Annotated in this window: 21 protein-coding genes and 3 pseudogenes; 18 read left to right on the top strand and 6 right to left on the bottom strand. The window is 58.6% G+C overall.

The window, feature by feature from the left end:
• Positions 1-12 precede the first annotated feature (12 nt).
• Genes E5X88_RS28560 through E5X88_RS28550 form a run of 3 tightly spaced genes read left to right on the top strand, consistent with a single transcriptional unit; the run spans position 13 to position 1,185 of the window.
• Entirely contained in the window at positions 13-567 is a 555-nt protein-coding gene (locus E5X88_RS28560) for a Crp/Fnr family transcriptional regulator (protein WP_287308599.1), read from the top strand.
• A gap of 48 nt (positions 568-615) precedes the next feature.
• Positions 616-789, top strand: a complete 174-nt coding sequence (locus tag E5X88_RS28555) for a helix-turn-helix domain-containing protein (RefSeq protein WP_287308598.1) — start codon at positions 616-618, stop codon at positions 787-789.
• A 60-nt stretch (positions 790-849) separates the two neighbouring features.
• Positions 850-1,185: a hypothetical protein gene (locus E5X88_RS28550; protein ID WP_287308597.1), complete on the top strand. Its 336-nt coding sequence runs from the start codon at positions 850-852 to the stop codon at positions 1,183-1,185.
• Here E5X88_RS28550 and E5X88_RS28545 read toward each other — a convergent pair.
• On the bottom strand, positions 1,182-1,325 hold the full coding sequence (locus E5X88_RS28545) for a hypothetical protein (RefSeq protein WP_164891566.1): 144 nt from the start codon (positions 1,323-1,325) through the stop codon (positions 1,182-1,184). The genes E5X88_RS28550 and E5X88_RS28545 overlap by 4 nt on opposite strands.
• A gap of 367 nt (positions 1,326-1,692) precedes the next feature.
• Here E5X88_RS28545 and E5X88_RS28540 point away from each other — a divergent pair, with 367 nt between their 5' ends.
• Positions 1,693-2,463, top strand: coding sequence for a serine protease (locus E5X88_RS28540; protein ID WP_287308596.1), 771 nt, complete (start codon positions 1,693-1,695; stop codon positions 2,461-2,463).
• 259 nt (positions 2,464-2,722) lie between these two features.
• On the opposite strand, the pseudogene E5X88_RS28535 reads toward E5X88_RS28540, so the two are convergent.
• From E5X88_RS28535 to E5X88_RS28525, 3 genes and pseudogenes are all read right to left on the bottom strand, one after another.
• A pseudogene (locus E5X88_RS28535) lies at positions 2,723-2,979 on the bottom strand (cysteine peptidase family C39 domain-containing protein); the annotation flags it as partial.
• Positions 2,980-3,037: 58 nt separating this feature from the next.
• A pseudogene (locus E5X88_RS28530) lies at positions 3,038-4,076 on the bottom strand (HlyD family efflux transporter periplasmic adaptor subunit).
• A gap of 734 nt (positions 4,077-4,810) precedes the next feature.
• Positions 4,811-4,996, bottom strand: a complete 186-nt coding sequence (locus tag E5X88_RS28525) for a hypothetical protein (RefSeq protein WP_287308595.1) — start codon at positions 4,994-4,996, stop codon at positions 4,811-4,813.
• Positions 4,997-5,335: 339 nt separating this feature from the next.
• Between E5X88_RS28525 and queC the strand changes: the two genes are divergently transcribed.
• The 5 genes and pseudogenes from queC to E5X88_RS28500 all read left to right on the top strand — a co-directional run.
• The gene (gene queC / locus E5X88_RS28520; protein ID WP_127204754.1) at positions 5,336-6,034 is read left to right on the top strand and encodes a 7-cyano-7-deazaguanine synthase QueC; all 699 of its coding nucleotides are present in this window, start codon (positions 5,336-5,338) and stop codon (positions 6,032-6,034) included.
• A complete protein-coding gene (gene queD / locus E5X88_RS28515) occupies positions 6,034-6,390 on the top strand; it encodes a 6-carboxytetrahydropterin synthase QueD (protein ID WP_063169374.1) in 357 nt (118 codons plus the stop codon). Before queC ends, queD begins: the two co-directional genes overlap by 1 nt.
• Before the next feature lie 5 nt (positions 6,391-6,395).
• Positions 6,396-7,121 (top strand): 7-carboxy-7-deazaguanine synthase QueE, encoded by a 726-nt coding sequence (gene queE / locus E5X88_RS28510; protein WP_164747234.1) that lies wholly within the window; start codon positions 6,396-6,398, stop codon positions 7,119-7,121.
• A gap of 846 nt (positions 7,122-7,967) precedes the next feature.
• Entirely contained in the window at positions 7,968-8,666 is a 699-nt protein-coding gene (locus E5X88_RS28505) for a carbonic anhydrase (protein ID WP_287308594.1), read from the top strand.
• 214 nt (positions 8,667-8,880) lie between these two features.
• A pseudogene (locus E5X88_RS28500) lies at positions 8,881-9,077 on the top strand (7-carboxy-7-deazaguanine synthase QueE); the annotation flags it as partial.
• A 480-nt stretch (positions 9,078-9,557) separates the two neighbouring features.
• Here the strand turns inward: E5X88_RS28500 and E5X88_RS28495 are convergent.
• Both E5X88_RS28495 and E5X88_RS28490 read right to left on the bottom strand, forming a co-directional pair.
• Positions 9,558-9,986: a hypothetical protein gene (locus tag E5X88_RS28495; protein WP_029356531.1), complete on the bottom strand. Its 429-nt coding sequence runs from the start codon at positions 9,984-9,986 to the stop codon at positions 9,558-9,560.
• Positions 9,968-10,531: a type II toxin-antitoxin system prevent-host-death family antitoxin gene (locus E5X88_RS28490; protein WP_287308593.1), complete on the bottom strand. Its 564-nt coding sequence runs from the start codon at positions 10,529-10,531 to the stop codon at positions 9,968-9,970. Before E5X88_RS28490 ends, E5X88_RS28495 begins: the two co-directional genes overlap by 19 nt.
• Positions 10,532-11,123: 592 nt before the next feature.
• On the opposite strand from E5X88_RS28490, the gene nifH reads away from it, so the two are divergent.
• From nifH to E5X88_RS28445, 9 genes are all read left to right on the top strand, one after another.
• Positions 11,124-12,017, top strand: a complete 894-nt coding sequence (gene nifH, locus E5X88_RS28485) for a nitrogenase iron protein (protein WP_024505261.1) — start codon at positions 11,124-11,126, stop codon at positions 12,015-12,017.
• 86 nt (positions 12,018-12,103) lie between these two features.
• Positions 12,104-13,606, top strand: coding sequence for a nitrogenase molybdenum-iron protein alpha chain (nifD, locus tag E5X88_RS28480; protein WP_024505262.1), 1,503 nt, complete (start codon positions 12,104-12,106; stop codon positions 13,604-13,606).
• A gap of 129 nt (positions 13,607-13,735) precedes the next feature.
• Positions 13,736-15,277: a nitrogenase molybdenum-iron protein subunit beta gene (gene nifK / locus E5X88_RS28475; RefSeq protein WP_126038034.1), complete on the top strand. Its 1,542-nt coding sequence runs from the start codon at positions 13,736-13,738 to the stop codon at positions 15,275-15,277.
• A 61-nt stretch (positions 15,278-15,338) separates the two neighbouring features.
• A complete protein-coding gene (gene nifE, locus E5X88_RS28470) occupies positions 15,339-16,814 on the top strand; it encodes a nitrogenase iron-molybdenum cofactor biosynthesis protein NifE (RefSeq protein WP_029356524.1) in 1,476 nt (491 codons plus the stop codon).
• Positions 16,815-16,822: 8 nt separating this feature from the next.
• Positions 16,823-18,205: a nitrogenase iron-molybdenum cofactor biosynthesis protein NifN gene (gene nifN, locus E5X88_RS28465; protein ID WP_287308592.1), complete on the top strand. Its 1,383-nt coding sequence runs from the start codon at positions 16,823-16,825 to the stop codon at positions 18,203-18,205.
• The gene (gene nifX, locus E5X88_RS28460; RefSeq protein WP_127239620.1) at positions 18,171-18,668 is read left to right on the top strand and encodes a nitrogen fixation protein NifX; all 498 of its coding nucleotides are present in this window, start codon (positions 18,171-18,173) and stop codon (positions 18,666-18,668) included. The genes nifN and nifX overlap by 35 nt, the downstream gene beginning before the upstream one ends.
• A 14-nt stretch (positions 18,669-18,682) precedes the next feature.
• Complete coding sequence (locus E5X88_RS28455) at positions 18,683-19,162, top strand: NifX-associated nitrogen fixation protein (RefSeq protein ID WP_029356518.1); 480 nt, start codon at positions 18,683-18,685, stop codon at positions 19,160-19,162.
• Positions 19,159-19,974: a response regulator transcription factor gene (locus tag E5X88_RS28450; protein WP_164746648.1), complete on the top strand. Its 816-nt coding sequence runs from the start codon at positions 19,159-19,161 to the stop codon at positions 19,972-19,974. Before E5X88_RS28455 ends, E5X88_RS28450 begins: the two co-directional genes overlap by 4 nt.
• A gap of 93 nt (positions 19,975-20,067) precedes the next feature.
• Positions 20,068-20,940, top strand: a complete 873-nt coding sequence (locus tag E5X88_RS28445) for a universal stress protein (RefSeq protein ID WP_127221972.1) — start codon at positions 20,068-20,070, stop codon at positions 20,938-20,940.
• Positions 20,941-21,455: the final 515 nt, after the last annotated feature.

Raw genomic sequence — 21,455 nt, 5'->3', positions numbered from 1 at the left:
CTAGGCCGGTGCTTGGTCGCCGACCGCGATACTGCAGCCCTCGCCCATTTCAGTCCCGATGACATTCCTGCCGCGACGGTTGCAGTGCCGCACTCCGCAAATTCCCCATACAGAAACAGACTTCTTGGCCTGCTCGACCAGCAGGATGGGTCCCTGCTCTCGCCGGATCAGGAGCACGTCGAACTGGCACTGCGCGATCGCCTTGAACAGCAAGGCAGGCCGATCAACTTCGTGTACTTCATAGAGGAGGGCTTCGGCTCTATCATCGCCAAAATGGCGCCCGGCCGGGATGCCAAAGCCGGCATTCTGGGCCACAAAGGCATGACAGGAACGGTTGTCGTCCTCGGCGACAATCTGGCGCCGCATGATTGCGTCGTCCAGCTCGCCGGAGAGGCGATGCGCATTCCGATAGCCCCCTTTCATGAGGCACTCGAGCAAAGTCCCACCCTGCGGCTGTTTCTTCTGCTTCGTGCAATTCCTGATGGTGCAGACCAGCTACACCGCTCTCACGCGAACGCCCGCCAGGGGCTCGAAAGCCGTCTCGCCCGATGGCTGCTGTTGTGTTAGGATCGCGCTGGCCCCGAGCTGAAACTCACGCGCGAATTCCTGTCGATCATGCTCGGCGTGAGGCGGCCGGGCGTAACCGTTGCCATCGAGGTCCTGGAAGGCAATGGCTTGATCCGCGCCACGCGCGGCAAGATCGTCATCCGTGATTGGGAAGGACTGATTCAAACTGGCCGATGGCAGCTATGGCCCACCGGAAGCCGAGTACGAAAGGCTTATCGGTAGCAGTCCACTCCGCTGAAGGCTGTAGGGACCCTCGACAGCAGTGAGCCCATAGGAGATCACATGGCCGCCCTTTCCCTTAATTATTTTGACGTACGCAACAATGATCGGCTCTTTTCCGACACTGAAGGGACATGGTTAGCCGGCGGCATGGATTCCGTCAGGCTCGAGGCTTTCGCCGCGCTGACAGACTATGCGCGGGAAGTCACACCCAGCGTCATTTGCCGCCGCCTTACCGTTAAAGCCCGCGACGAAGACAGCAAGCCGCTCTTGGAAGCTGTTATGGACGTGGTCATCGGGGTCGTTTGTCTCAGACGACCCCGAACAGCCAAAGCGCTAAAAAAACGCCGAGCGCCAGCTCGGATGCCTTCCGGTGAACCGATCTGCGGGGCCGACTAGTCCTCTCGAACATCGGTCAGAGTGGCATGGCGCAGCCCGCCCTCGCCTTTCAGGAAGCTGATGTGGCCGACCAGGCCGGGCTTGATCCACTGCGCGTTCGGCTTCTTGATCGGAATTCCTTTGCGCGCCCGGCCGGGCATCCGGCGACGCTCTCGTAGAGCCGTTCCTTCATGGCGCGGTTCAGACCGATCACCGCGGCCCCGACATATTTTCGTGAGCCGTCGGCCTTGGCCATGAGAGCCATCGGCGCGGCGAGTAACCTTGAGGTCTCGAGCTGCATCAGCATGGAGAGCCTGCCTATAACGGACCCCGTGCCGTCGTCGCGCTTTCCGAAGAAGTCGTCCGCCCACGGCAACCAGAACGTCCTATCGAGGACAAAGCATGTTTGCCTGCGGCATTCTGAATCACATCCGAGACGAGGGTTGCCAGCTAATGGGTGGGCAGGCAGGGTGGCGCGCCAACGGCACACGGCCGCACAATGTAATGCAAAATGGTACGAGGAAACCGATGCCCCCCATCACCCGTCGTCATGCCCTCTGCGCGCTCGCAGCCCTTTTTGGTGGAAAACACGCCCATGCTCAAACTTCTGTACAAGGCGGGCTCGATATCGTCCGCGGCAAGCGGACCACGTCTAAAGAGCATCCTTGGTACGTCGAACTCAATATTGTCAGAGAGGATAAAATTGTCAGAAAGGTTAAATCTTATCTATGCGGTGGAGTGGTGATCGGAGACCAATGGATCCTCACAGCGGCACACTGTTTAGCGGGTGCAACCAAGGTCGAGGCCTCTGTGAAGAATGGCGTTTCGTTAGATGTAACGGACTTTATTGTTCACGAAGAGTATGTCGCGAAGGCATTCAAACATGATCTGGCGCTCGTGCGGGTGCGCAGTACGCTACCCGCAGTGGCCATTCCCCTTGCTACCCCCCGGATGGACATTCCTAATGGCGAGCTCCTTACCGTGACGGGTAAGGGAGATACACGACATGGTGGAGAGGAATCAGAAGAGCTCCGAGAGGGCAAGGTCCCATACGTCGACAACAAAACGTGCAGCCGCAAATATGGGGAGATCTTTCCTGGGATGATGTGCGCCGGAATCGAAAGCGGCGGGACCGATCCTTGCCAAGGGGACAGTGGAGGTCCTCTGACCAAAGCCCATGGCAAAAACCCTATCTTGGTTGGAATTGTCTCGAGTGGGGCCGGTTGCGGAACGACATACGGTGTGTATACGCGCGTGTCGTATTATCGCGAGTGGATCACGAAACATACCGGTGACTGAGGGGGCGAGTCGGGATGCGTGCAGGGTGGAAAGTTCACGTTGCCGCGTATCCGAACGCGCAGAACGTCCAGACTAATCGGAGTTCATCTAACAGGTATCCTGACCATGTCCCATGAAGGCTGTGCAGGCTAGGAAGCCCCGAGGCGCCCGCGCCTGGCTCATCAGCGGAGCTGGGGGCTCTGATTAGACCGCCGGAGATCAGGGCGGCGGGCTCTATCCGGCGGCACTGTATGACGCCAAGTCCAAACGCAAACTTGATGACGACGTGCGCGATATCGGGCTTGGGGATCTTGTCGAGGCGGTCGAAGCCACCCCTCACGCCCTTGGCTATGAAACCAAGGCTTCTTCAGCTTCCAAGAGACCGAGCACAGTGGTGCCAGAGTGGTCGGTCGAGGCATGCTGGCGAATGTGCGACAAAAGCAGCTTGTGGCCATAGAAGGCAGCGACACAAGCAAGACTGGTCGCCCCGCAATCGGTGATATCGCGCTGTTTAAACTTGCTGACCTTGCTTGACATGGCGGCTCGCTGACTGTCTGGAAATTGAAGATTAGTCGCCCGCGTGGAGCGGATTGAGCTAATCGTCGACTTTATCATAGAGGAGTTGCAGCAAAGTGCGGTCTGCAACGAGAAAGCGTGCCCAAACGGTAATGCCTTTCTTCAGGTGAGCGATGCCCCCGTTCTTGAGGACGAGTTGGTTGCGAGACAGCGCAAGGGGGACCTTGAAGAAGGGCTCCCGCCGTGGAGAATGGAGTCCTGCGCCACGTTGAGCACCTTGGCGTCAGTGACACCCCATTGATTGTAGTTGTAGGCATCGATTTGGATATGCACCGACTGGCCCGGGTGCACAAAAGCGATGTCTTTGGGGGGAACGTAGATTTCCACCACCAGTTCGGTATCCGGCGAAACCCAACCGACGTTTTGCCCGGCCTGTACGTAGCTGCCGGAAGTGAGGCCTGAGAATTGCTCAAGAGTGCCTAGTACTGGGGCTCGAATATGAGTCAGATCCCGCTCGTTCTCGAGCTCATGCAAAGTGGCCGTGAGCTCCTTGAGGCGCAGGTTGATGTCGAAGAGTTGCTGGTTCCATTCGGCGATTTTTCGCCGGGCCAGGATCTCGCCCTGGAGCTCAATGTTGTGGAGGGCGAAAGTCTTTTCTTCAACAGTTTTCGCGGGCGCTGCAGAAGCCGAAAGCAGTCGCTTGGCACGGTCGAGTTCCGGCTGCGGCATTGGTGCGGGCGTATTCGTTTTCCCGCAACAAGTTGAGGAAATGCGCGCGGTCAGCTTTGGCGGATTCGGTCGAGAGGCGGATCGGGTCCTTGGCCTGCGTGCCGGAGGAGATCAGGTTTTCGAGATCACCGGCAAGATCGCTCCTTGCGCGAATTTCTGCTCTAACCGGCATGATCTTTTCCTCAACCACCTCATCGTCCAGGGCGAGGATCTCCTGCCCCTGGGCAACGCGTTCGTTCTCAGCGGCAAGGATGCGGGAGATGCGCCCGGAGACGGGTGCGACCAGGGGCGTCTTCTCGACCGTGGGTCGAATGATACCGGCACTTTGGACAGACAGATAGAGTGATGAACGGCACCGACACCAATGCCGCCACCACAGAGAGCACAATCACCTTGTAGATGACTAAGGATCGCCCTGTCGTCTGGAGAGAATGCTCTCTGCCGAATAGCGCCCCATTTCAGCAGGAACCAAGAAATTTTTCGCGCGCCCGTCTGTCGCTACCAATGGTGATCTGCCGCATTGAGGCCATTTATACTCTCAGCTAGTAAGCCAGCCGCCAGAGATGCCAAAAGTCCAAAAGCAAGCCAAAACATTCCCCCTGAAATGCCGGTGCTTCTTCATTGGAAAGCTCAGTCGCACCATAAGTCCATATTCGTCGTCATCGTTATTCCTTCCAACAGTTAAACAAGCGAATAGATCAGTGATGCAGGCCCATGTTGCGCCGCTGAACAACCAGAACTCAAGAAGTTGTGTCAGCTGCGGGAAAAGGCCGTAAATCCGCTAGGTATTCAACCCAACGGCTGAGTTCAGAGTGCCGGCGGTTGCCAGCCAAAACATCACCTGGCGGTAATGCAACAAACGCGACGCAGCCTATGTATGGGTAAAGAGCGTTCTGATGGAGAGAATGCTCTATGCGCAGTAGCCTGCCGTTCAGCAGGAACTACGATATTGATCGGGTGCCCGTCACACCCAATGGTGAGATTCGCCACGCGCCATACCAGGTAACCTGTGGCCGCCGTTATAGCCGTAAGTGCGGCAACAAGTCCGATAACAGCGAACGAAACAAATCTGCGGATGCTCCGTCGAGAGTTAATTCTGTCATGCCATAGTTTGACACATTGATCATTGTATTCTCGTTTTTCCTAAAATTACTGTATCAATTAGTGATGTCGACAGAATGCGTGCCACCGCGATAGTTAAAGCTAAAAGTCCTAGCCAGAAAAGACCGAAAGCCCTTGTCCAAAGCATCACTTCCAAGATGGTGGATGCTTCTTCGGGGGCCAATTCAGTTACCTCATAGGCTTCCATATCACATCAATTGTCGTGCCAACTGCGCAAGCGAAGGCCAGAAAGCCAATATGTATCTTTGTTTCAGTGGCTTAATTGAGAGGCAGCCGATGTCGGCCGAACATCACCTTGTCTCGCAGTCGACAAAATCCGACAGCAGATTGCGAAAGTTGGCGCGATGCGAACAAACTGCTGAAGCGCTCGACTCTTATTGATCACGCGTGTTGGACGCGACCCATGCTCGCTCCAATCGGGCTGTGCGGAAATTCTCCCGGTTCACAAAATTGAGTCGCTGGAGTAGTGGGGGCGCAGAGAAATCTCCGGTCGCAGCCTTACCCGGTCAAAACAAGGATACCAATGATGAAGACTCTCGCCGTCTGCTCTGGCGGATTGGACTCCGTTTCCCTTGCTCACATGGTGGCAGCGGAGCACGAACTCACCGGCCTTCTATCTTTCGACTATGGCCAACGGCACAGGAAGGAATTGGGCTTCGCCGCTCTTTGCGCGCAGCGACTGAAGGTCCCGCACCAGATCATCGACATCGGCGAAATCGGCCGTGGCCTTTCCGGCTCAGCGCTGACCGACAGTGTCGACGTGCCGGACGGCCACTACGCCGAAGACACGATGAAGATTACGGTGGTGCCGAACCGCAATGCCATCATGTTGGCAATCGCCTTCGGTCTCGCCGCCGCCCACAACGCCGAAGCGGTGGCGGCGGCCGTGCATGGTGGGGACCACTTCATCTATCCCGATTGCCGTCCGGCCTTCATTGAAGCTTTCCAGACAATGCAAGACCGCGCGCTCGACGGCTATGCGCAGATACGCCTCTATGCACCGTATGTGAATCTCGGAAAAGCTGACATTGTTGCGGATGGCGCAAGATACGGCACCCCGTTTGCCGAGACCTGGTCCTGTTACAAGGGCGGCGTGCGTCACTGCGGACGATGCGGGACCTGCGTCGAGCGGCGCGAAGCGTTCCATCTCGCCGGGCACGCTGATCCCACCGACTACGAGGACGCCGATTTCTGGCTCGAGGCGCTGCGCAGGAGGCGCGCGTAATGTTCCACATCAGCAAGGAATTCCACTTCTCGGCCTCGCATCAGCTCACCTCCTTGCCTCCCAACCATCAATGTGCGCGCCTGCACGGGCATAACTATGTCGTCGTAGTGGAGCTGTCGGCCAAGGAACTGGACGCCCACGGCTTCGTGCGCGACTATCACGATCTGGCGCCGCTCAAACGCTACATTGACGAGAGCTTCGACCATCGGCACCTCAACGACGTGCTGGGACATGAGAAGGTCACGGCGGAATGCCTGGCCAGACATTTCTATGAATGGTGCAAGGCACGTCTGCCGCAGACCGCGGCCGTGCGCGTTAGCGAAACACCGAAAACTTGGGCGGAATACCGTCCGTGACCGACATGCATCCCGTAATCCGTGTGAGCGAGATATTCGGGCCGACGATCCAGGGCGAGGGCGTGCTCATCGGCTTGCCGACGGTGTTCATCAGAACCGGCGGATGTGATTATCGCTGTTCATGGTGCGACAGCCTTCACGCGGTGGACAATCAGTATCGCCATGAATGGCTACCGATGCCGATCGATGCCGTGTGGCAAACCGTCCATGCGCTTTCCGGCGGCAGGCCGGTTATGGTCTCCTTGTCAGGCGGCAATCCGGCCATTCAGCCGTTCGGTCCCCTCATAGAACGAGGCCATCGCGAGGGCTATCGTTTTGCACTGGAAACGCAGGGTTCCGTGGTGAGGGAGTGGTTTGCGGATCTTGACGTGCTGACCCTTAGCCCAAAGCCGCCGTCCAGCGAAATGACGACCCGTTGGGCTGCGTTTGAGGCGTGCCTCGAAGCGGCGCAAGAGAAGCCGCAAATCGTGCTCAAGCTCGTCGTTTTCGACGAGAGTGACTATGCCTACGCCAAAGAAGTCGCGGCGCGATATCCGCACCTTCCGATCTATCTGCAACCCGGCAATCACACGCCGCCGCGCCCCGGCAGTGAAGACGCCTCTGTCGACTTGGACGGAATAATGATGCGAATGGAATGGCTTGTCGAAAGGGTGACCAGCGACAGGTGGTTCGAAGCCCGCGTGTTGCCGCAGCTGCACGTTCTGCTTTGGGGTAACAAGAGGGCGGTCTAGTCTGCGGCTTGCGTCGCACCGGAAGGCCGGGCTCCGACGGCTTGGCAGGCTCTCTTCGCGTGCCGAGTACAGCCGAGCTTTGTTCGCGCCAGCGGTCTCGCGATTGTGCGGCTGGAAACCGCCCGGACACCCGCTGCCGGCGTGTGTCACCTTGACTCCGATGAGCTGTCGTCACGCAAAGTTGAAATCCGCAAGAACTGGCCTTCTCGCCCCACCTGCTTGACTGTTTCCTCCGTCGCAAGCACGTTATCCCCTCATCCTTGTTCAGCTCTTATCGATGTATCTCATTGTCCGGCCTGACGCTCGACTGTCAGACACCAGAACGCCCAACGGGGCTGGCCCGCCGGTCAACGGCAGCTGCTAAACAGAACGGCGATGTGCATGGGAATGCATCCATTGCGTAAATGCCTTCCATAAAGAAGATCGATTTCCTCACTGGCCCAACGTGAAATATAGCAACGTCTTCGTGGCGTCGTCGGCTGCGTCAGGAGTAGCGATGAAAACGTATTGGGGTCGCCTGCGTCTCCTTGGGCGGCGAGTGTAAAGTATAGCGATGCGGCCTCAGGCGCGAACGGCGAGCCGCGCAGTGATCACCTTCGCCTGTGCCTTTGCGGCGGGGGTCAAGCGCTGGTCTGCTCAAATTTTTATCGTCTAGCTGGTTGAAACTGCGTCCGTTGCGGGCTGCAGAAGCCGGCCGGCCGAGAAACGGCAGCCGCACTTATAAAAGCACGCCAAGGCATGCGGGCATCCGTCAGTTGCAAAGGACAATACTGGCCGCGCCGATTGGCCATCACGGGTCCATTAGGGCAGCCACCAACATCAGTTCGCAAGAGGAGCAAAAGCAATATGTATCGTCGTCACCTGATCAAAGGGTTGGTTGCGCTCGGCGCATGCCGGATTTGCGTTCAAGCCGCCCAAGCGACCAGTGCCCATTGGGGATACACCGGTCCGGTCGGACCGGAGCACTGGGCTGATCTGGATAAGAAAAATTTCGTATGCTCTGCCGGCACGCAGCAATCGCCGATCGATATCAACAGCGCGGTCAAGGCGGATATCCCGCATATCGCCATCGGCTGGCACAAGGGCGGCGGCAATATGGTGAACAACGGCCACACCATTCAAATCAATATGCCACAAGGCAGCACGCTGACCCGCGGCGATCGTGTCTACGAACTGGTACAGTTCCATTTCCATGCGCCAAGCGAACATCACGTGGCGGGCAAGAGCTTCCCGCTGGAGGTGCATTTCGTTCACAAGGACACGCAAAGTGGTACTCTGGGCGTGCTGGGCGTCTTTTTAACGCCCGGCGCGACAAATGCCAGCTTTGCTGCCCTTGCTGCGGCCTTTCCCGAACTGCCGAATGGGGAGGTTACGATCGACGAGGTGAATCCCAACTGGCTTCTGCCAGCGTCGCTTGGCTATTGGACTTATGAGGGCTCACTGACGACGCTGCCGTGCGCCGAAAACGTCGAGTGGATGGTGGCGATGGAACCGGTTGACGTTGATCCGGCAGACATCCAGCGATTTACCTCACTTTACCCGTGAACGCGCGCCCTATTCATTCACCCCAATCGACGCTTCATCCTGCGCCAGAGTTGAGCGCCGCCCCAGCGGTTCCGCACGGTCCAACATTCTTGGCACAAATTGGCGCGAAGCCTCCTCTTCCGGTCTGGCGGTCTGACGGCGCTCCCCAAGCTGGCTAGTCTAAAGGATAGGGATTCGGTGCCGGCACCACTCGTCCCAAAGACGTCGCGGCGAGGTTTGTCTGCAACCCGGCAATCACACGCCGCCCCGCCGTGGCAATGAAGACGTCTCTGTCGAGTCCGACGGAATATGATGCGCATGGAATAGCTGGTCGAAAAGGTGACCAGCGACAGGTGGTTCGAAGCCCGCGTCTTGCCGCAGCTGCACGTTCTACTCTGGGGTAACAAGAGGGCGGTGTATACCTTCTCTTAGCTTCGCCGCCAACTACTCGGTTTTCCGAATTGCTCTCTATATTCTTGAAGGCGATGCGTTCGTTAAAGACATGTGCTGCGCACCTGGTGTAAAAGCTGCTCTCATCATGCAGAGGTCAAGTTGTAGCTGATGTTGCCCTTGATGCCGCAGCCTACCGCGGCGGGACCAAACTCAATGGCAAGCAGGCCGGCTAGGATCGTGCGGCCAGTCGCGAGCCTCGCCCACAACGGGGTCTCACGCGCATGATGGCGCCGGCCATGGGTTCGGCGGTTGTACTCATTGTCTACATAGCGCCGTTTGCCCTCGCTCTTTCTCCCCGCGGGGCAGTATGCCCATCTATCATGACCAGGTGCATATTAGCCCTATGCAGACAAGCGGGTGGCTACTTACATCGTGAGCGTTCTCGAGAAGCCGTAGTGGCGCACCGTGCTGACCAACAACGAAAAGGCGCAACCCTTTGCCCGCGCGTTCGGTTGCCGCTCACTCGTCATCTTCTGGCGGTTCTAGTTTGCCAACCGAAACCTCTAGCCTCGTGGTGCACTCAATAAGGTTAGCTAGCAATTTGGCATCAATGTCTGTGTGCCCCTCGTACTCGGAGAGGTTTCGCTCGTTGTGCGCCTTTAGAAAAATCTGAATGTCAGCCTTGTCGGTTCCGACGGTATGAACGAGCGCTTGAAACACCGAAGTGCGATTGTCCGAGCGATAGCCTTCGCGGCGTAGGGCTGCCAGGGCAAGCCGATGCGCAGCTCCATATAAGAGAGTGAATTGGCTGTCGGGGTCGAGACCTTTCTGTGCGTCAGTTAAATTCTTGCGGGCGCCACCCAGCATGCCGTCATATTCGGACAGCGATGGGGGCTCACTTTTCATCAGCCCAATCTTTACGAGGTTGTCTAGTTCTTGCTTGCCCACGCTTGTAAATCTTTCTCCGAGCCGATGAGGAAAATCTTTGGAAGGGTACTTACCTTACGGACGAACGACCCTTTCTGCGACGCCTTTCGTTGCCATTCCTCCGGCGACAGAAATGTCGGACTGACCTTTCGGCCTAGTCTCATTTCCGCGTTTTGTGCGGCTGAATAAAGTTCAGAGAGGTTCAGGTTATCGCCGACCACCATCAAATCGATATCGCTGCGTTCTGTGTCCGTGCCTTTGGCGACTGAACCGTACACGAAGGCAGATTTGATCGAATGAAAGTGCGACAGCAATTCCCTTAGTGGCTCGGTTAGTATTTGGTTCTTAAGTGAAAAGTGCGCCGTGCTCTGCAAAGCAGGGGGGGCTGCGTTCTCAGGCCCCGAGCTAGTGCCGTCACGATGCGCCTTTAGGCGCTGGTATTCATCGACCGAAAGCAGCACAAGCCGTTCGCGGCCATTCTTGCTGATGGTCACGGGTTCCGCTAGCGCCTTGTCCTGATACAGCCCAAAGTTGCGCTGAAATTCAACCGAGCTAATGACCGGCATAGAATTGTCCCGATACTCCGTCATACCCGTATAATACGTATCTTTTTGAAAATATCAATAATCTCATGCTAAGGTACTGAATTATTTGCCTTCGATATAGCGCGTCGGTGGAACCAACTCGTAGACGGGCTATGAAAGGTTAAGCGCGGATGTCTATCGGCCGCCAGCGTTCCCGCTCCGCAAGCCTGCCTGAACTATTCCGCGCGGCGGTCAAGCCCCAGGCTCCTGCTCATCCAGCGACCGCCCGATCAATGGCAGGCTGGAAAGACAATAGCCGACGTTTTCCGATGGTCTCGCCATCAGCTTTGGGCTAGCTCCCCATTATCCCGCTTCGAGCTCGACACAGGGCGGTTTCGATGGCGCACGACAATCTGTGTCGGCTTTGTCGTGTCCGTGACAGACGCCTGAAAGGCCCGCTCGCGCGTTTTGCCGCCGTCTAAGTGGCTGGAATTTAATAACAAAGTTTCTTCTCGGATCGGCCGATCACACTGGTACGCTTTTTGCGATGCTTGGTATGAGGCGGCACGAGCTGCCTATCGGCACTTGTGTCGCGGGCAGTCGCGATGATTAGAACGAAGGAAGGAAAGCTATTATGTCAGGTCTGCGTCAGATCGCCTTTTACGGCAAAGGCGGCATCGGCAAGTCCACCACCTCCCAAAATACGCTCGCCGCCCTTGTCGACCTCGGGCAGAGAATCCTCATCGTAGGATGCGACCCCAAAGCCGATTCCACACGCTTGATCCTGAATTCGAAAGCTCAGGATACCGTCCTGGATCTCGCCGCACAGGAAGGTTCGGTGGAAGACCTCGAACTCCAGGACGTGCTCAAGGTCGGCTACAGAGGCATCAAGTGCGTGGAGTCCGGCGGCCCCGAGCCGGGTGTCGGTTGCGCCGGCCGCGGCGTCATCACCTCGATCAATTTCCTCGAGGAGAATGGCGCTTATGACGATGTCGATTATGTCTCCTATGACGTCCTCGGCGACGTGGTATGCGGCGGCTTCGCCATGCCGATCCGCGAAGGCAAGGCCCAGGAGATCTACATCGTCATGTCCGGCGAGATGATGGCGCTCTATGCCGCCAACAACATCGCCAAGGGCATCCTCAAATATGCCCATTCGGGCGGTGTGCGGCTGGGCGGGCTGATCTGCAATGAACGTCAAACCGACCGTGAACTCGATCTGGCCGAAGCACTGGCTGGCCGATTGAATTCCAAGCTCATCCACTTCGTGCCCCGCGACAACATCGTCCAGCATGCCGAACTCAGGAAGATGTCGGTGATCCAGTACGCGCCGGACTCCAAGCAGGCAGGGGAATACCGCGCTCTGGCCGAGAAGATCCACGCCAATTCGGGCCAGGGTACGATCCCGACGCCGATCACCATGGAGGAGCTGGAGGAGATGCTGCTCGACTTCGGCATCATGAAGACCGACGAGCAGATGCTTGCCGAGCTTCACTCCAAGGAAGCGGCGAAGGCGGCGGCCCAGTAGTGACATTAGCGCTGCCATGAATCGGCGCGCCTTGCAGAGAACGGCGCCTATTCGTTGAGGCGTCACCCAACCTTGAAAGGGGACTCATGAGCCGGGAATACGAGAATGACGGTGCTCTTCATGCGAAGCTTATCGAAGAGGTGCTGTCGCATTATCCCGACAAGGCGGCGAAGCGCCGCAAGAAGCACCTGAACGTCGCAAAGAGCGGCAACGAGGCTGGCGGGGAAAGCGAGGTCCTTTCCGAATGCGACGTCAAATCGAACATCAAGTCCATTCCCGGGGTGATGACGATTCGCGGCTGTGCATATGCGGGTTCGAAAGGCGTGGTGTGGGGGCCAGTCAAGGATATGGTCCATATCTCGCACGGCCCGGTCGGCTGCGGCCAATATTCTTGGTCGCAGCGCCGCAACTACTACGTCGGTACGACGGGCGTCGACACGTTCGGGACAATGCAGTTCACCTCCGATTTCCAGGAGAAGGACATCGTCTTCGGCGGCGACAAGAAGCTGGAACAGATCATTGACGAGATTGAAGTCTTGTTTCCGCTCAACAACGGCATCACCGTGCAATCCGAATGCCCTATCGGCCTGATTGGCGATGACACCGAGGCGGTTTCTCGCAAAAAGACCAAGGAGTATGACAAGACGATCGTGCCGGTACGCTGCGAGGGTTTCCGCGGCGTCTCGCAGTCGCTTGGCCACCACATCGCCAATGATGCGATCCGGGATTGGGTCTTCGACAAAAAGGATGTCAAGTTCGAGGCCGGCCCCTACGACGTCAACGTCATCGGCGACTACAATATCGGCGGCGATGCCTGGGCCTCGCGCATACTGCTTGAGGAGATAGGGCTGCGCGTGGTCGGCAACTGGTCGGGTGACGCCACACTCGCAGAGATCGAGCGCGCCCCGAAGGCTAAGCTCAATCTTATCCACTGCTACCGGTCGATGAACTACATCTGTCGGCATATGGAGGAAAAGTATGGCGTCGCTTGGATGGAGTACAATTTCTTCGGTCCCTCCCAGATCGAAGCCTCTCTGCGCAACATAGCCAAGCATTTTGGGCCGGAAATCGAGGAAAAGACCGAAAAGGTCATTGCCAAGTACAGGCCGCTTGTTGATGCGGTCATCGCCAAGTACCTGTCGCGCCTGGAAGGAAATACCGTGATGCTCTATGTCGGCGGCCTGCGCCCCCGCCACGTCGTCACGGCCTACGAGGACCTCGGCATGGTCATCGTGGGCACCGGCTATGAATTCGCCCACAGCGACGACTATCAGCGCACCGGCCACTACGTGAAGAACGGCACGCTGATCTATGATGACGTGACCGGCTATGAGTTGGAGAAATTCATCGAAGGGATTCGCCCAAATCTGGTCGGCTCGGGAATCAAAGAAAAATACCCGGTGCAGAAGATGGGCATACCGTTCCGCCAGATGCATTCCTGGGATTATTCAGGCCCGTATCACGGCTACGATGGCTTTGCCATTTTCGCACGTGATGTGGATCTCGCCATCAACAACCCGGTCTGGGACCTATTCCACGCGCCTTGGAAAAGAAGCCGGGGCGATGAGCGGGCGATGGCTGCCGAATAAACATCTGCTTTAGCCCCAGTCTCCCACTGGGACGGTGAACTCCCGCGGCCTCTGATCCGCCGGAGCCTGGAACGTCTCGACGTCCTGAGCTGCCGTACCGGGCAGCCAGATGCAAAAGAGGTAATCATCATGCCGCAGTCGGCTGAAAAAATTCTCGATCACGCTCCCCTGTTCCGCGAGCCGGAATACAGAAAGATGCTCGCTGAGAAGAAGCTAAACTTCGAATGTCCGCACCCCGATGAGATCGTTTCCGATCAGCGCGATTTCACCCAGACGTGGGAATACCGCGAAAAGAACCTCGCCCGCAAAGCGCTTGTCGTGAACCCGGCCAAGGCCTGCCAGCCGCTGGGTGCGGTATTCGCTGCCGCCGGCTTCGAGCGAACCATGTCCTTCGTCCACGGCAGCCAAGGTTGCGTCGCCTATTACCGCTCGCACCTGTCGCGCCATTTCAAGGAGCCTGCCGCGGCGGTCTCCTCCTCAATGACCGAGGATGCGGCGGTGTTTGGCGGCCTGAAGAACATGGTCGACGGGCTCGCCAACACCTACCAGCTCTACGACCCGAAGATGATTGCCGTGTCGACGACCTGTATGGCAGAGGTCATTGGCGACGACCTGCACAGCTTCATCCAGAACGCCAAGGACGAAGATTCAGTCCCGCGCGACTTCGACGTGCCCTTTGCCCACACGCCGGCCTTCGTTGGCAGTCATGTCGACGGCTATGACAACATGGTCAAAGGCATTTTGGAGCACTTCTGGAAAGGCCAGGAGCGTACGCAAGTCGAGGGAACCATCAACATCATTCCGGGCTTCGACGGCTTCTGCGTCGGCAACAACCGGGAGCTCAAGCGCCTCCTCGATGTAATGGGCGTGTCCTACACATTGATCCAGGATGCCTCTGACCAGTTCGACACCCCTTCGGACGGTGAATACCGCATGTATGACGGGGGCACGAAGATCAACGAGGTGAAGAAGGCCCTCAACGCCGAGGCAACGCTTTCGCTGCAGCATCACAACACCCGAAAGACGTTGGGCTATTGCGAGGAGGTCGGGCAGGCGACGGCCTCGTTCCACTATCCGCTCGGCGTTCAGGCGACCGACGAATTCCTGATGGAGGTCGCGGCGATTTCCGGCAAGGAGATCCCCGAGGCAATTCGCCTCGAGCGCGGCCGACTGGTAGACGCCATGGCGGACAGCCAATCCTGGTTGCATGGTAAGAAATACGCCATCTACGGCGATCCCGACTTCGTTCACGCGATGGCCCGCTTTGTCATGGAGACCGGCGGCGAGCCAACCCATTGCCTCGCCACCAATGGCACCTCGGCATGGGAAGCCGATTTGAAGAAGCTGCTAGCATCCTCGCCTTTCGGCAAGGCTGCCCAGGTTTGGGCGGGCAAGGACCTGTGGGCGCTGCGCTCACTGCTCTTTACCGAGCCGGTGGACCTTTTGATCGGCAATTCCTACGGCAAGTACCTGGAGCGCGACACCGGAACGCCGCTGATCCGGCTGATGTTTCCGATCTTCGATCGGCACCATCATCACCGCTTTGCGCTCTTTGGCTACCAGGGCGCGTTGCGCGTGCTTACGACGATCCTCGACAAGATCTTCGACAAACTCGATCGCGAGACGAGCGAGACGGGTGTGACGGATTATTCCTATGACCTCACGCGCTAAGAGCCGTGGCCGGCTTTTCGCCGAGGCCATTCCTTGCCCAATGGACTGGGGAGGCTGAGCAATGTCCTCCCTCAGCGCCAAAATCAAGGACGCCTTCGATGAGCCCGCCTGCGATAAGAACCGTGGCAAAGATGCCAAGGCGCGCAAGGAGGGCTGCTCGAAGTCGCTGACACCAGGGGCGGCAGCCGGCGGCTGCGCCTTTGACGGAGCCAAGATCGTCCTGCAGCCGATCACCGACGTTGCGCATCTGGTCCATGCGCCGCTTGCCTGCGAGGGCAATTCTTGGGACAACCGTGGTGCGGTTTCGTCAGGGCCGACCTTGTGGCGGACAAGCTTCACGACCGACCTCACCGAACTCGACCTGGTGATGGGGCAGGGCGAGCGGAAACTCTTCAAGGCGATCCGCGAGATCAAGCACACATACGCGCCGCCGGCGATCTTCGTCTACTCGACTTGCGTAACGGCGCTGATCGGTGACGACATCGAGGCCGTGTGCAAACGCGCCACGGAAAAGTTCGGTTTGGCCGTGGTGCCGATCAATGCGCCTGGCCTGGCAGGCTCCAAGAACCTCGGCAACAAGCTCGCCGCCGAGGCGTTGCTCGATCATGTCATCGGCACGGTCGAACCCGACGACCCCGGGCCCTACGACATCAACATCCTTGGCGAATTCAACCTCTCGGGCGAATTCTGGCTTGTAAAGCCGCTCCTCGATCGGCTCGGGATCCGGGTGCGCGCCTGCATTCCCGGCGATGCGCGTTACCGCGACATTGCTTCCGCGCACCGCGCCCGGGCGGCAATGATGGTGTGCTCGACCGCGCTGATCAGTCTTGCCCGCAAGATGGAGGAGCGCTGGGACATCCCGTTCTTCGAGGGCTCCTTCTATGGCATCTCCGACACATCGCAAGCTCTTCGCAACCTTGTCAGGCTGCTGGTGAGGAAGGGCGCCGATCCGGAGATCCTCGAGCGCACAGAGACGCTGATCGCGCAGCAGGAGGCGATCGCGTGGAAGAAACTCGAATCCTACCGGCAAAGGCTCCAAGGCAAGCGCGTGCTGCTCAACACAGGCGGTGTGAAGTCCTGGTCGGTTGTCCATGCGCTGATGGAGATCGGAATCGAGATCGTCGGCACCTCGGTCAAGAAATCTACGGTGCAGGACAAGGAGCGCATCAAACAAGTTCTCAAGCACGACAAGCACATGTTCGAATCCATGGCTGCGCGCGAGCTGTACGCCATGCTCTCTGAACACAGGGCCGATATCATGCTGTCGGGCGGTCGCACGCAATTCATTGCGCTCAAGGCCAAGACGCCCTGGCTCGATATCAACCAGGAGCGCCAGCATCCTTATGCCGGCTATGACGGCATGGTGGAACTCGTACGCCAGATCGACCTCGCCATTCACAATCCGATCTGGTCTCAGGTGCGCCAGCCGGCCCCGTGGGATTGCCAGCCTGATCTGATAGGCGAATTGCCGTGCACGAGGAACGAGACCGCGTACCTGTTTGATGAATTCGCCTGCGCGACGGCACACGAGTGTTGAGGCGACCGATGGCCCGCATCCTTCTCCAGAGCAAATCGGCTGCGGTCAACCCGCTGAAGTCGTCGCAGCCGCTGGGTGCCGCCTTTGCCTTTCTTGGCGTCGACGGTGCGATGCCGCTGTTCCACGGCAGCCAGGGATGCACAAGCTTTGCGCTCGTTCTCTTCGTGCGGCACTTCAAAGAAGCGATTCCCTTGCAGACTACGGCGATGGATGAGGTGGCGACCATCCTCGGCGCAGCCGACCATCTGGAAGAGGCGATCCTCAACCTCAAGAACCGCACGAAGCCAAAGCTGATCGGGGTGTGCACGACCGCGCTCGTGGAGACGCGTGGCGAAGATTGCGCGGGTGATATTGCCAACATCAAGCTGAAGCACACGCAAGAGCTTGCGGGTACGGAGGTCGTGCTGGCCAACACGCCGGATTTTGACGGCGCGATCGAAGAGGGCTGGGCCAGGGCAGTCACCGCAATGATCGAAGGGATTACACGCTCGGGCGAACGGGCGCGGCACCCGAAGAAGATCGCAATCCTGCCCGGATGCAACCTCACTGTCGCCGACGTCGAGCATATGCGGGACATGGTTGAAAGCTTTGGGCTCAAGCCGGTTATTCTGCCCGACATCTCAGGCTCGCTCGACGGTACGGTTCCTGACCGCTGGGTAGCGACCACATACGGCGGCACCAGCGTCGAGGACATTCGCGAGTTGGGCACGGCCATGCAATGCATCGCCATCGGTGAGCACATGCGCCGCCCGGCGAAAGCGCTGCTCGGGTTGACCGGCGTGCCTTACGTGTTGTTCCAGTCACTGACTGGGCTGCAGGACACGGACCGCTTCGTGTCGCTGCTGTCTTCGATTTCGGGCGCGGCGGTACCGGCCCGCGTGCGCCGGCGCCGGGCGCAATTGCAGGACGCGATGCTCGACGGACATTTCCATTTCGGCGGCAAGAAAATTGCCATCGCTGCCGAACCAGACCAGCTGTTCCAACTTGCAACCTTCTTTGCTGGCCTCGGCTCCGAGATAGCCGCGGCCGTCACAACGACCGACAGGTCTAAAATTCTCGAGAAAGTCCCGGCGGTTTCGGTTCAGATCGGCGATCTCGGCGATCTGGAAAGTCTTGCCGTCGGTGCTGACCTGCTTGTCACGCATTCGCACGGGCGCCAAGCATCGGAGCGGCTCCGAATTTCGCTCATGCGCATCGGGTTCCCGGTCTTCGATCGACTAGGCAGCCAGCACAAGCTCGCAATTCTCTATCAGGGCACCCGCGACCTGATCTTCGAGGTCGCCAACATCTTCCAGGCCAACCAACACGCGCCCACTCCTGAGGCGCTTGATCCACTCCGTAATCGAGAAATATCACATGAACGCTGTTCGCCGCCTCTCGCTGGTCAGTAATGAGGTTTTCGCCCCGATGCCTGAACGACGTGCGGGCGCATTGCGCGTTGCGATCGCCACTCAGGACATGCAGAACCTCAATGCCCATTTCGGGTCGGCCAGGCGCTTTGCTGTCTACGACGTGACGCGCGAGGAATGGAATCTCGTCGAAGCCGTGGCCTTCGATGACGTTTCGGATGAAAGCGGGGAGCATCGGGCCGAGGGCGATGACCGCATCACGCCCAAGGTGGATGCGCTGAAAGGCTGTCATCTGCTGTTTTGTCTGGCGATTGGCGGACCTTCGGCAGCCAAGGTTGTCGCGGCAAAAATCCACCCGATCAAAGTGGCGGAGCCCCAATCCATCCAAGAGGTGCTGTTGCGCACGCAGATGATGCTCAGGACGTGTCCTCCGCCCTGGCTGCGCAAGGTGCTGGCGCAAGCGGGCGTTGCCGAAACGAAACCGTCCTTCGAGGACGAGGACTGATAGGAGGACGCCAAATGTCTGACCCCGCAATCCCCCCAGCTGTCACCGAAGACGAGGCGGCTCTTTGCACCCCGTTCGTCAAATGCCTCGTGCGGCTGATCCGTGCTCAGGATTCCTATGGCTCGTGGGAACGCAAAGCGGACGCCGAGCTGCTGGGCGACTTCATCATTACCAAGGAACAGCGCCGAGCGATCCCGATCATCGGAGATCCCGATCCGGACGTGCTGTGGAGGCTCGACAAGTACTACGCCGCCATCGGGCTTGCGATCGAGGAGCGCTGCGGCCTTATGGCATCGCCGATGATCCAGGTGAGCCATGAGGGTTTTGGTCGGGTGCTTTTCACGACCGGACGGCTGGTCGTTTTGTCCAAAACGCTGCGCGATGTCCACCGGTTTGGCTTCGAGACGCTCCTGAAGCTCGCCACGGCTGGTACGAAGCTGGTCGACGATGCGATTTCAGTCATCGAAACCTTTCCCCACGTGGCGCTGGCATGATGGGCGCGATTTTCGAGAAAGGCCACCATGACGGACCCGAGAATCTTTGTTGGCCAGTCCCCTCGATCCAGGGGCTCGAGGCCGACCAGGTTGTTGGGGTATCGCTGATGAAGAAGCCGCTGGTCCTGATCTGCTCGCAAGATGCCGAGTTCTATCTGCTCTACAGTCACATACTGGAGGTGGACGGTTTCAGCAGTGAGACGGCAGACGGCGCGAAGGCTGCGCTGGCCTTGGCCGAACAACGGGAGCTTCAGGCCGTAGTGCTGGATTGCGACCCAGCCAGCATAAACGGGTCCGCAATTTGCGCCCACCTCAAGCGGGAACCGCGCACCACCGACCTGCCCATCATCGCCCTGATCGCGCCTGGCGCCGAGCACCAGCACCTCGATCTCTTGAAGGCAGGCGTTGAGAGCTTTGTGCGGCCGGTGGCTCCGGCCAAGCTGCTCGACTGCCTGCGGGCGAGGCTCGGGCTGACCAAGCGTGGTTCGAACGGGGTTGAAAACGACAGTTGGATTTGTTGTGGAGGCCTGGAGATGAAGCTCGATGCCCGTCGGGTTCGCGGTAATGGCCACGACATCCATCTCGGACGGATCGAGTTCAACGTGCTGCGGCTTATGATTGAGGCCCCCGGCAAGGTCTTCAGCCGGGACGAGCTTATCGGGGCGGCCTGGCCGCCCAACATTCATGTCGGTGCACGCACCGTCGATGTCCATATCAGCCGAATCAGGAGGGCGCTGAAAACGGCCTTGCTCGGCAGCGTCATTCGCACCGTCAGGTCGGCCGGCTACTCGCTCGAGAAGCCGGACGACTGAAATCGGTGGTCGAATGTGGTGCCGCTCTCTCTTCCTCCGCTGAGAGCGGTGTTGCCGCAGACGCTCCTAACGAAGACCAAGAGAAGCAGGCAAATGGAATTTAAAAGCATATTCTGTGTGACGGGTGCCGATCATTCTGATGAGGACCTCACAACAGCTGCCGGACTGTGTGGCGAGGTCGGCGCGCACCTATCCGTACTGATTATACCGCCTCCATTGCTCTTGATGTCGTCTCCGCCCCTCGAGTGGGGTACGGGACGTGCACAGGCAATTGCAGTACCGAATTATCGATTTCAGCAAATCGAGAAATTTTCACAGGACGTGACCAGAATGGAAAGACGGTCCGCGGATATCCTCAAACGGCTAAAAGCTATGTCGCTTTCCTGTGACGTTGACACCGACTATTGCGATCCGGCTAGCCTTGGTGAAGTGGCACGACAGCGGGCGCTCTGCGCTGACCTGACGATCGTTGGAGGAGACCTCCTCAACGATGAGACTCTCGGACCTCCTGTTGTCAACGGCTGCTTGTTCGATAGCGGAAAGCCGGTGCTCATCGTGCCGAAGGGCGCTAAGGCGACCCTGTCGCCTCGACGCGTGCTGGTCGGCTGGGATTCGCGCGTAGAGGCCTCGCGTGCGGTTCGGGAAGCTCTTAGTCTCCTATCCGCTGCTGAGGAAGTTTGTGTCGCTATGGTCGATCCGAAGGCGCAAAACAACGGGAAAGGTGCGCAGTCTGGAGCAGACATCGCTGCCTATCTTACTCGGCACGGTGCTCGGGTCTCGGTTGACCTGCTTAAGAGCGCCGGTAAATCGGCGGCCACAGTGCTGACGCAGCACGCGGCCGACACCTGCGCCGACATGATAGTCATGGGTGCTTATGGCAGCCGTCGGCTGCGTGAGCGGATTTTCGGCGGTCCGCCGAGCTGGAGTTTTGAGAAGACCACATTGCCGCTGTTTTTGGCTCGCTGATCAGTTCCGTAGGAACACCGATCAGGTCGAAGGAGCGCCAACCAGTCCGAAGTCGTTGTCGGTTACCGGTCGGATTGCGGAGAGATGGCTGGATCCGCCAACATCTTGCGACGCTTGTCAGAGCCAAACCGGACGCCTCGACTGCTTCAGGACGCTCTCGTGCATCCAACTCGTGCGAGATCGTCTGTAACCGGCAGTAAAGACGAACGGCTGCAGCAGACCGCAGCCAAGCCACAGGGCGGGTGTACCAGGGGCCCCCGCCTCGGGCGCGAACCCTGTTGGAATGCCCCTGATCAGTACCCGGACGCGGGTCAAATCGGCGGCTGCCCCTGTCAGGCCTGCGGTGTGCAAGGGCCGCTGCCGCGGGGCTTCGTCTGCCCGACATCGTCGGGCGCGACAATGTCGGGTTCCAGACGAGCTGGAATTAGGAGAACTCGTTGGTTTGACGTTTTCTTTATCCGGCACGCTGCATGCATGGGAGTCTACGAACGCATTACGAGCCGTTATCCATGGTT

Origin of the sequence: Mesorhizobium sp., assembly GCF_004962245.1 — a bacterium.
GTDB lineage: Bacteria > Pseudomonadota > Alphaproteobacteria > Rhizobiales > Rhizobiaceae > Mesorhizobium.
Note: the sequence above shows the minus strand (reverse complement) of the source record. Positions and strands in the feature narration are given on the sequence as shown.

Bases quoted from the DNA above. Each gene is read 5' to 3' on its own strand.
- E5X88_RS28555 (WP_287308598.1), top strand. From the start codon at position 616: ATGCTCGGCGTGAGGCGGCCGGGCGTAACCGTTGCCATCGAGGTCCTG.
- E5X88_RS28550 (WP_287308597.1), top strand. From the start codon at position 850: ATGGCCGCCCTTTCCCTTAATTATTTTGACGTACGCAACAATGATCGG.
- E5X88_RS28545 (WP_164891566.1), bottom strand. From the start codon at position 1,325: ATGCCCGGCCGGGCGCGCAAAGGAATTCCGATCAAGAAGCCGAACGCG.
- E5X88_RS28540 (WP_287308596.1), top strand. From the start codon at position 1,693: ATGCCCCCCATCACCCGTCGTCATGCCCTCTGCGCGCTCGCAGCCCTT.
- E5X88_RS28525 (WP_287308595.1), bottom strand. From the start codon at position 4,996: ATGGAAGCCTATGAGGTAACTGAATTGGCCCCCGAAGAAGCATCCACC.
- queC (WP_127204754.1), top strand. From the start codon at position 5,336: ATGAAGACTCTCGCCGTCTGCTCTGGCGGATTGGACTCCGTTTCCCTT.
- queD (WP_063169374.1), top strand. From the start codon at position 6,034: ATGTTCCACATCAGCAAGGAATTCCACTTCTCGGCCTCGCATCAGCTC.
- queE (WP_164747234.1), top strand. From the start codon at position 6,396: ATGCATCCCGTAATCCGTGTGAGCGAGATATTCGGGCCGACGATCCAG.
- E5X88_RS28505 (WP_287308594.1), top strand. From the start codon at position 7,968: ATGTATCGTCGTCACCTGATCAAAGGGTTGGTTGCGCTCGGCGCATGC.
- E5X88_RS28490 (WP_287308593.1), bottom strand. From the start codon at position 10,531: ATGCCGGTCATTAGCTCGGTTGAATTTCAGCGCAACTTTGGGCTGTAT.
- nifH (WP_024505261.1), top strand. From the start codon at position 11,124: ATGTCAGGTCTGCGTCAGATCGCCTTTTACGGCAAAGGCGGCATCGGC.
- nifD (WP_024505262.1), top strand. From the start codon at position 12,104: ATGAGCCGGGAATACGAGAATGACGGTGCTCTTCATGCGAAGCTTATC.
- nifK (WP_126038034.1), top strand. From the start codon at position 13,736: ATGCCGCAGTCGGCTGAAAAAATTCTCGATCACGCTCCCCTGTTCCGC.
- nifE (WP_029356524.1), top strand. From the start codon at position 15,339: ATGTCCTCCCTCAGCGCCAAAATCAAGGACGCCTTCGATGAGCCCGCC.
- nifN (WP_287308592.1), top strand. From the start codon at position 16,823: ATGGCCCGCATCCTTCTCCAGAGCAAATCGGCTGCGGTCAACCCGCTG.
- nifX (WP_127239620.1), top strand. From the start codon at position 18,171: ATGAACGCTGTTCGCCGCCTCTCGCTGGTCAGTAATGAGGTTTTCGCC.
- E5X88_RS28455 (WP_029356518.1), top strand. From the start codon at position 18,683: ATGTCTGACCCCGCAATCCCCCCAGCTGTCACCGAAGACGAGGCGGCT.
- E5X88_RS28450 (WP_164746648.1), top strand. From the start codon at position 19,159: ATGATGGGCGCGATTTTCGAGAAAGGCCACCATGACGGACCCGAGAAT.
- E5X88_RS28445 (WP_127221972.1), top strand. From the start codon at position 20,068: ATGGAATTTAAAAGCATATTCTGTGTGACGGGTGCCGATCATTCTGAT.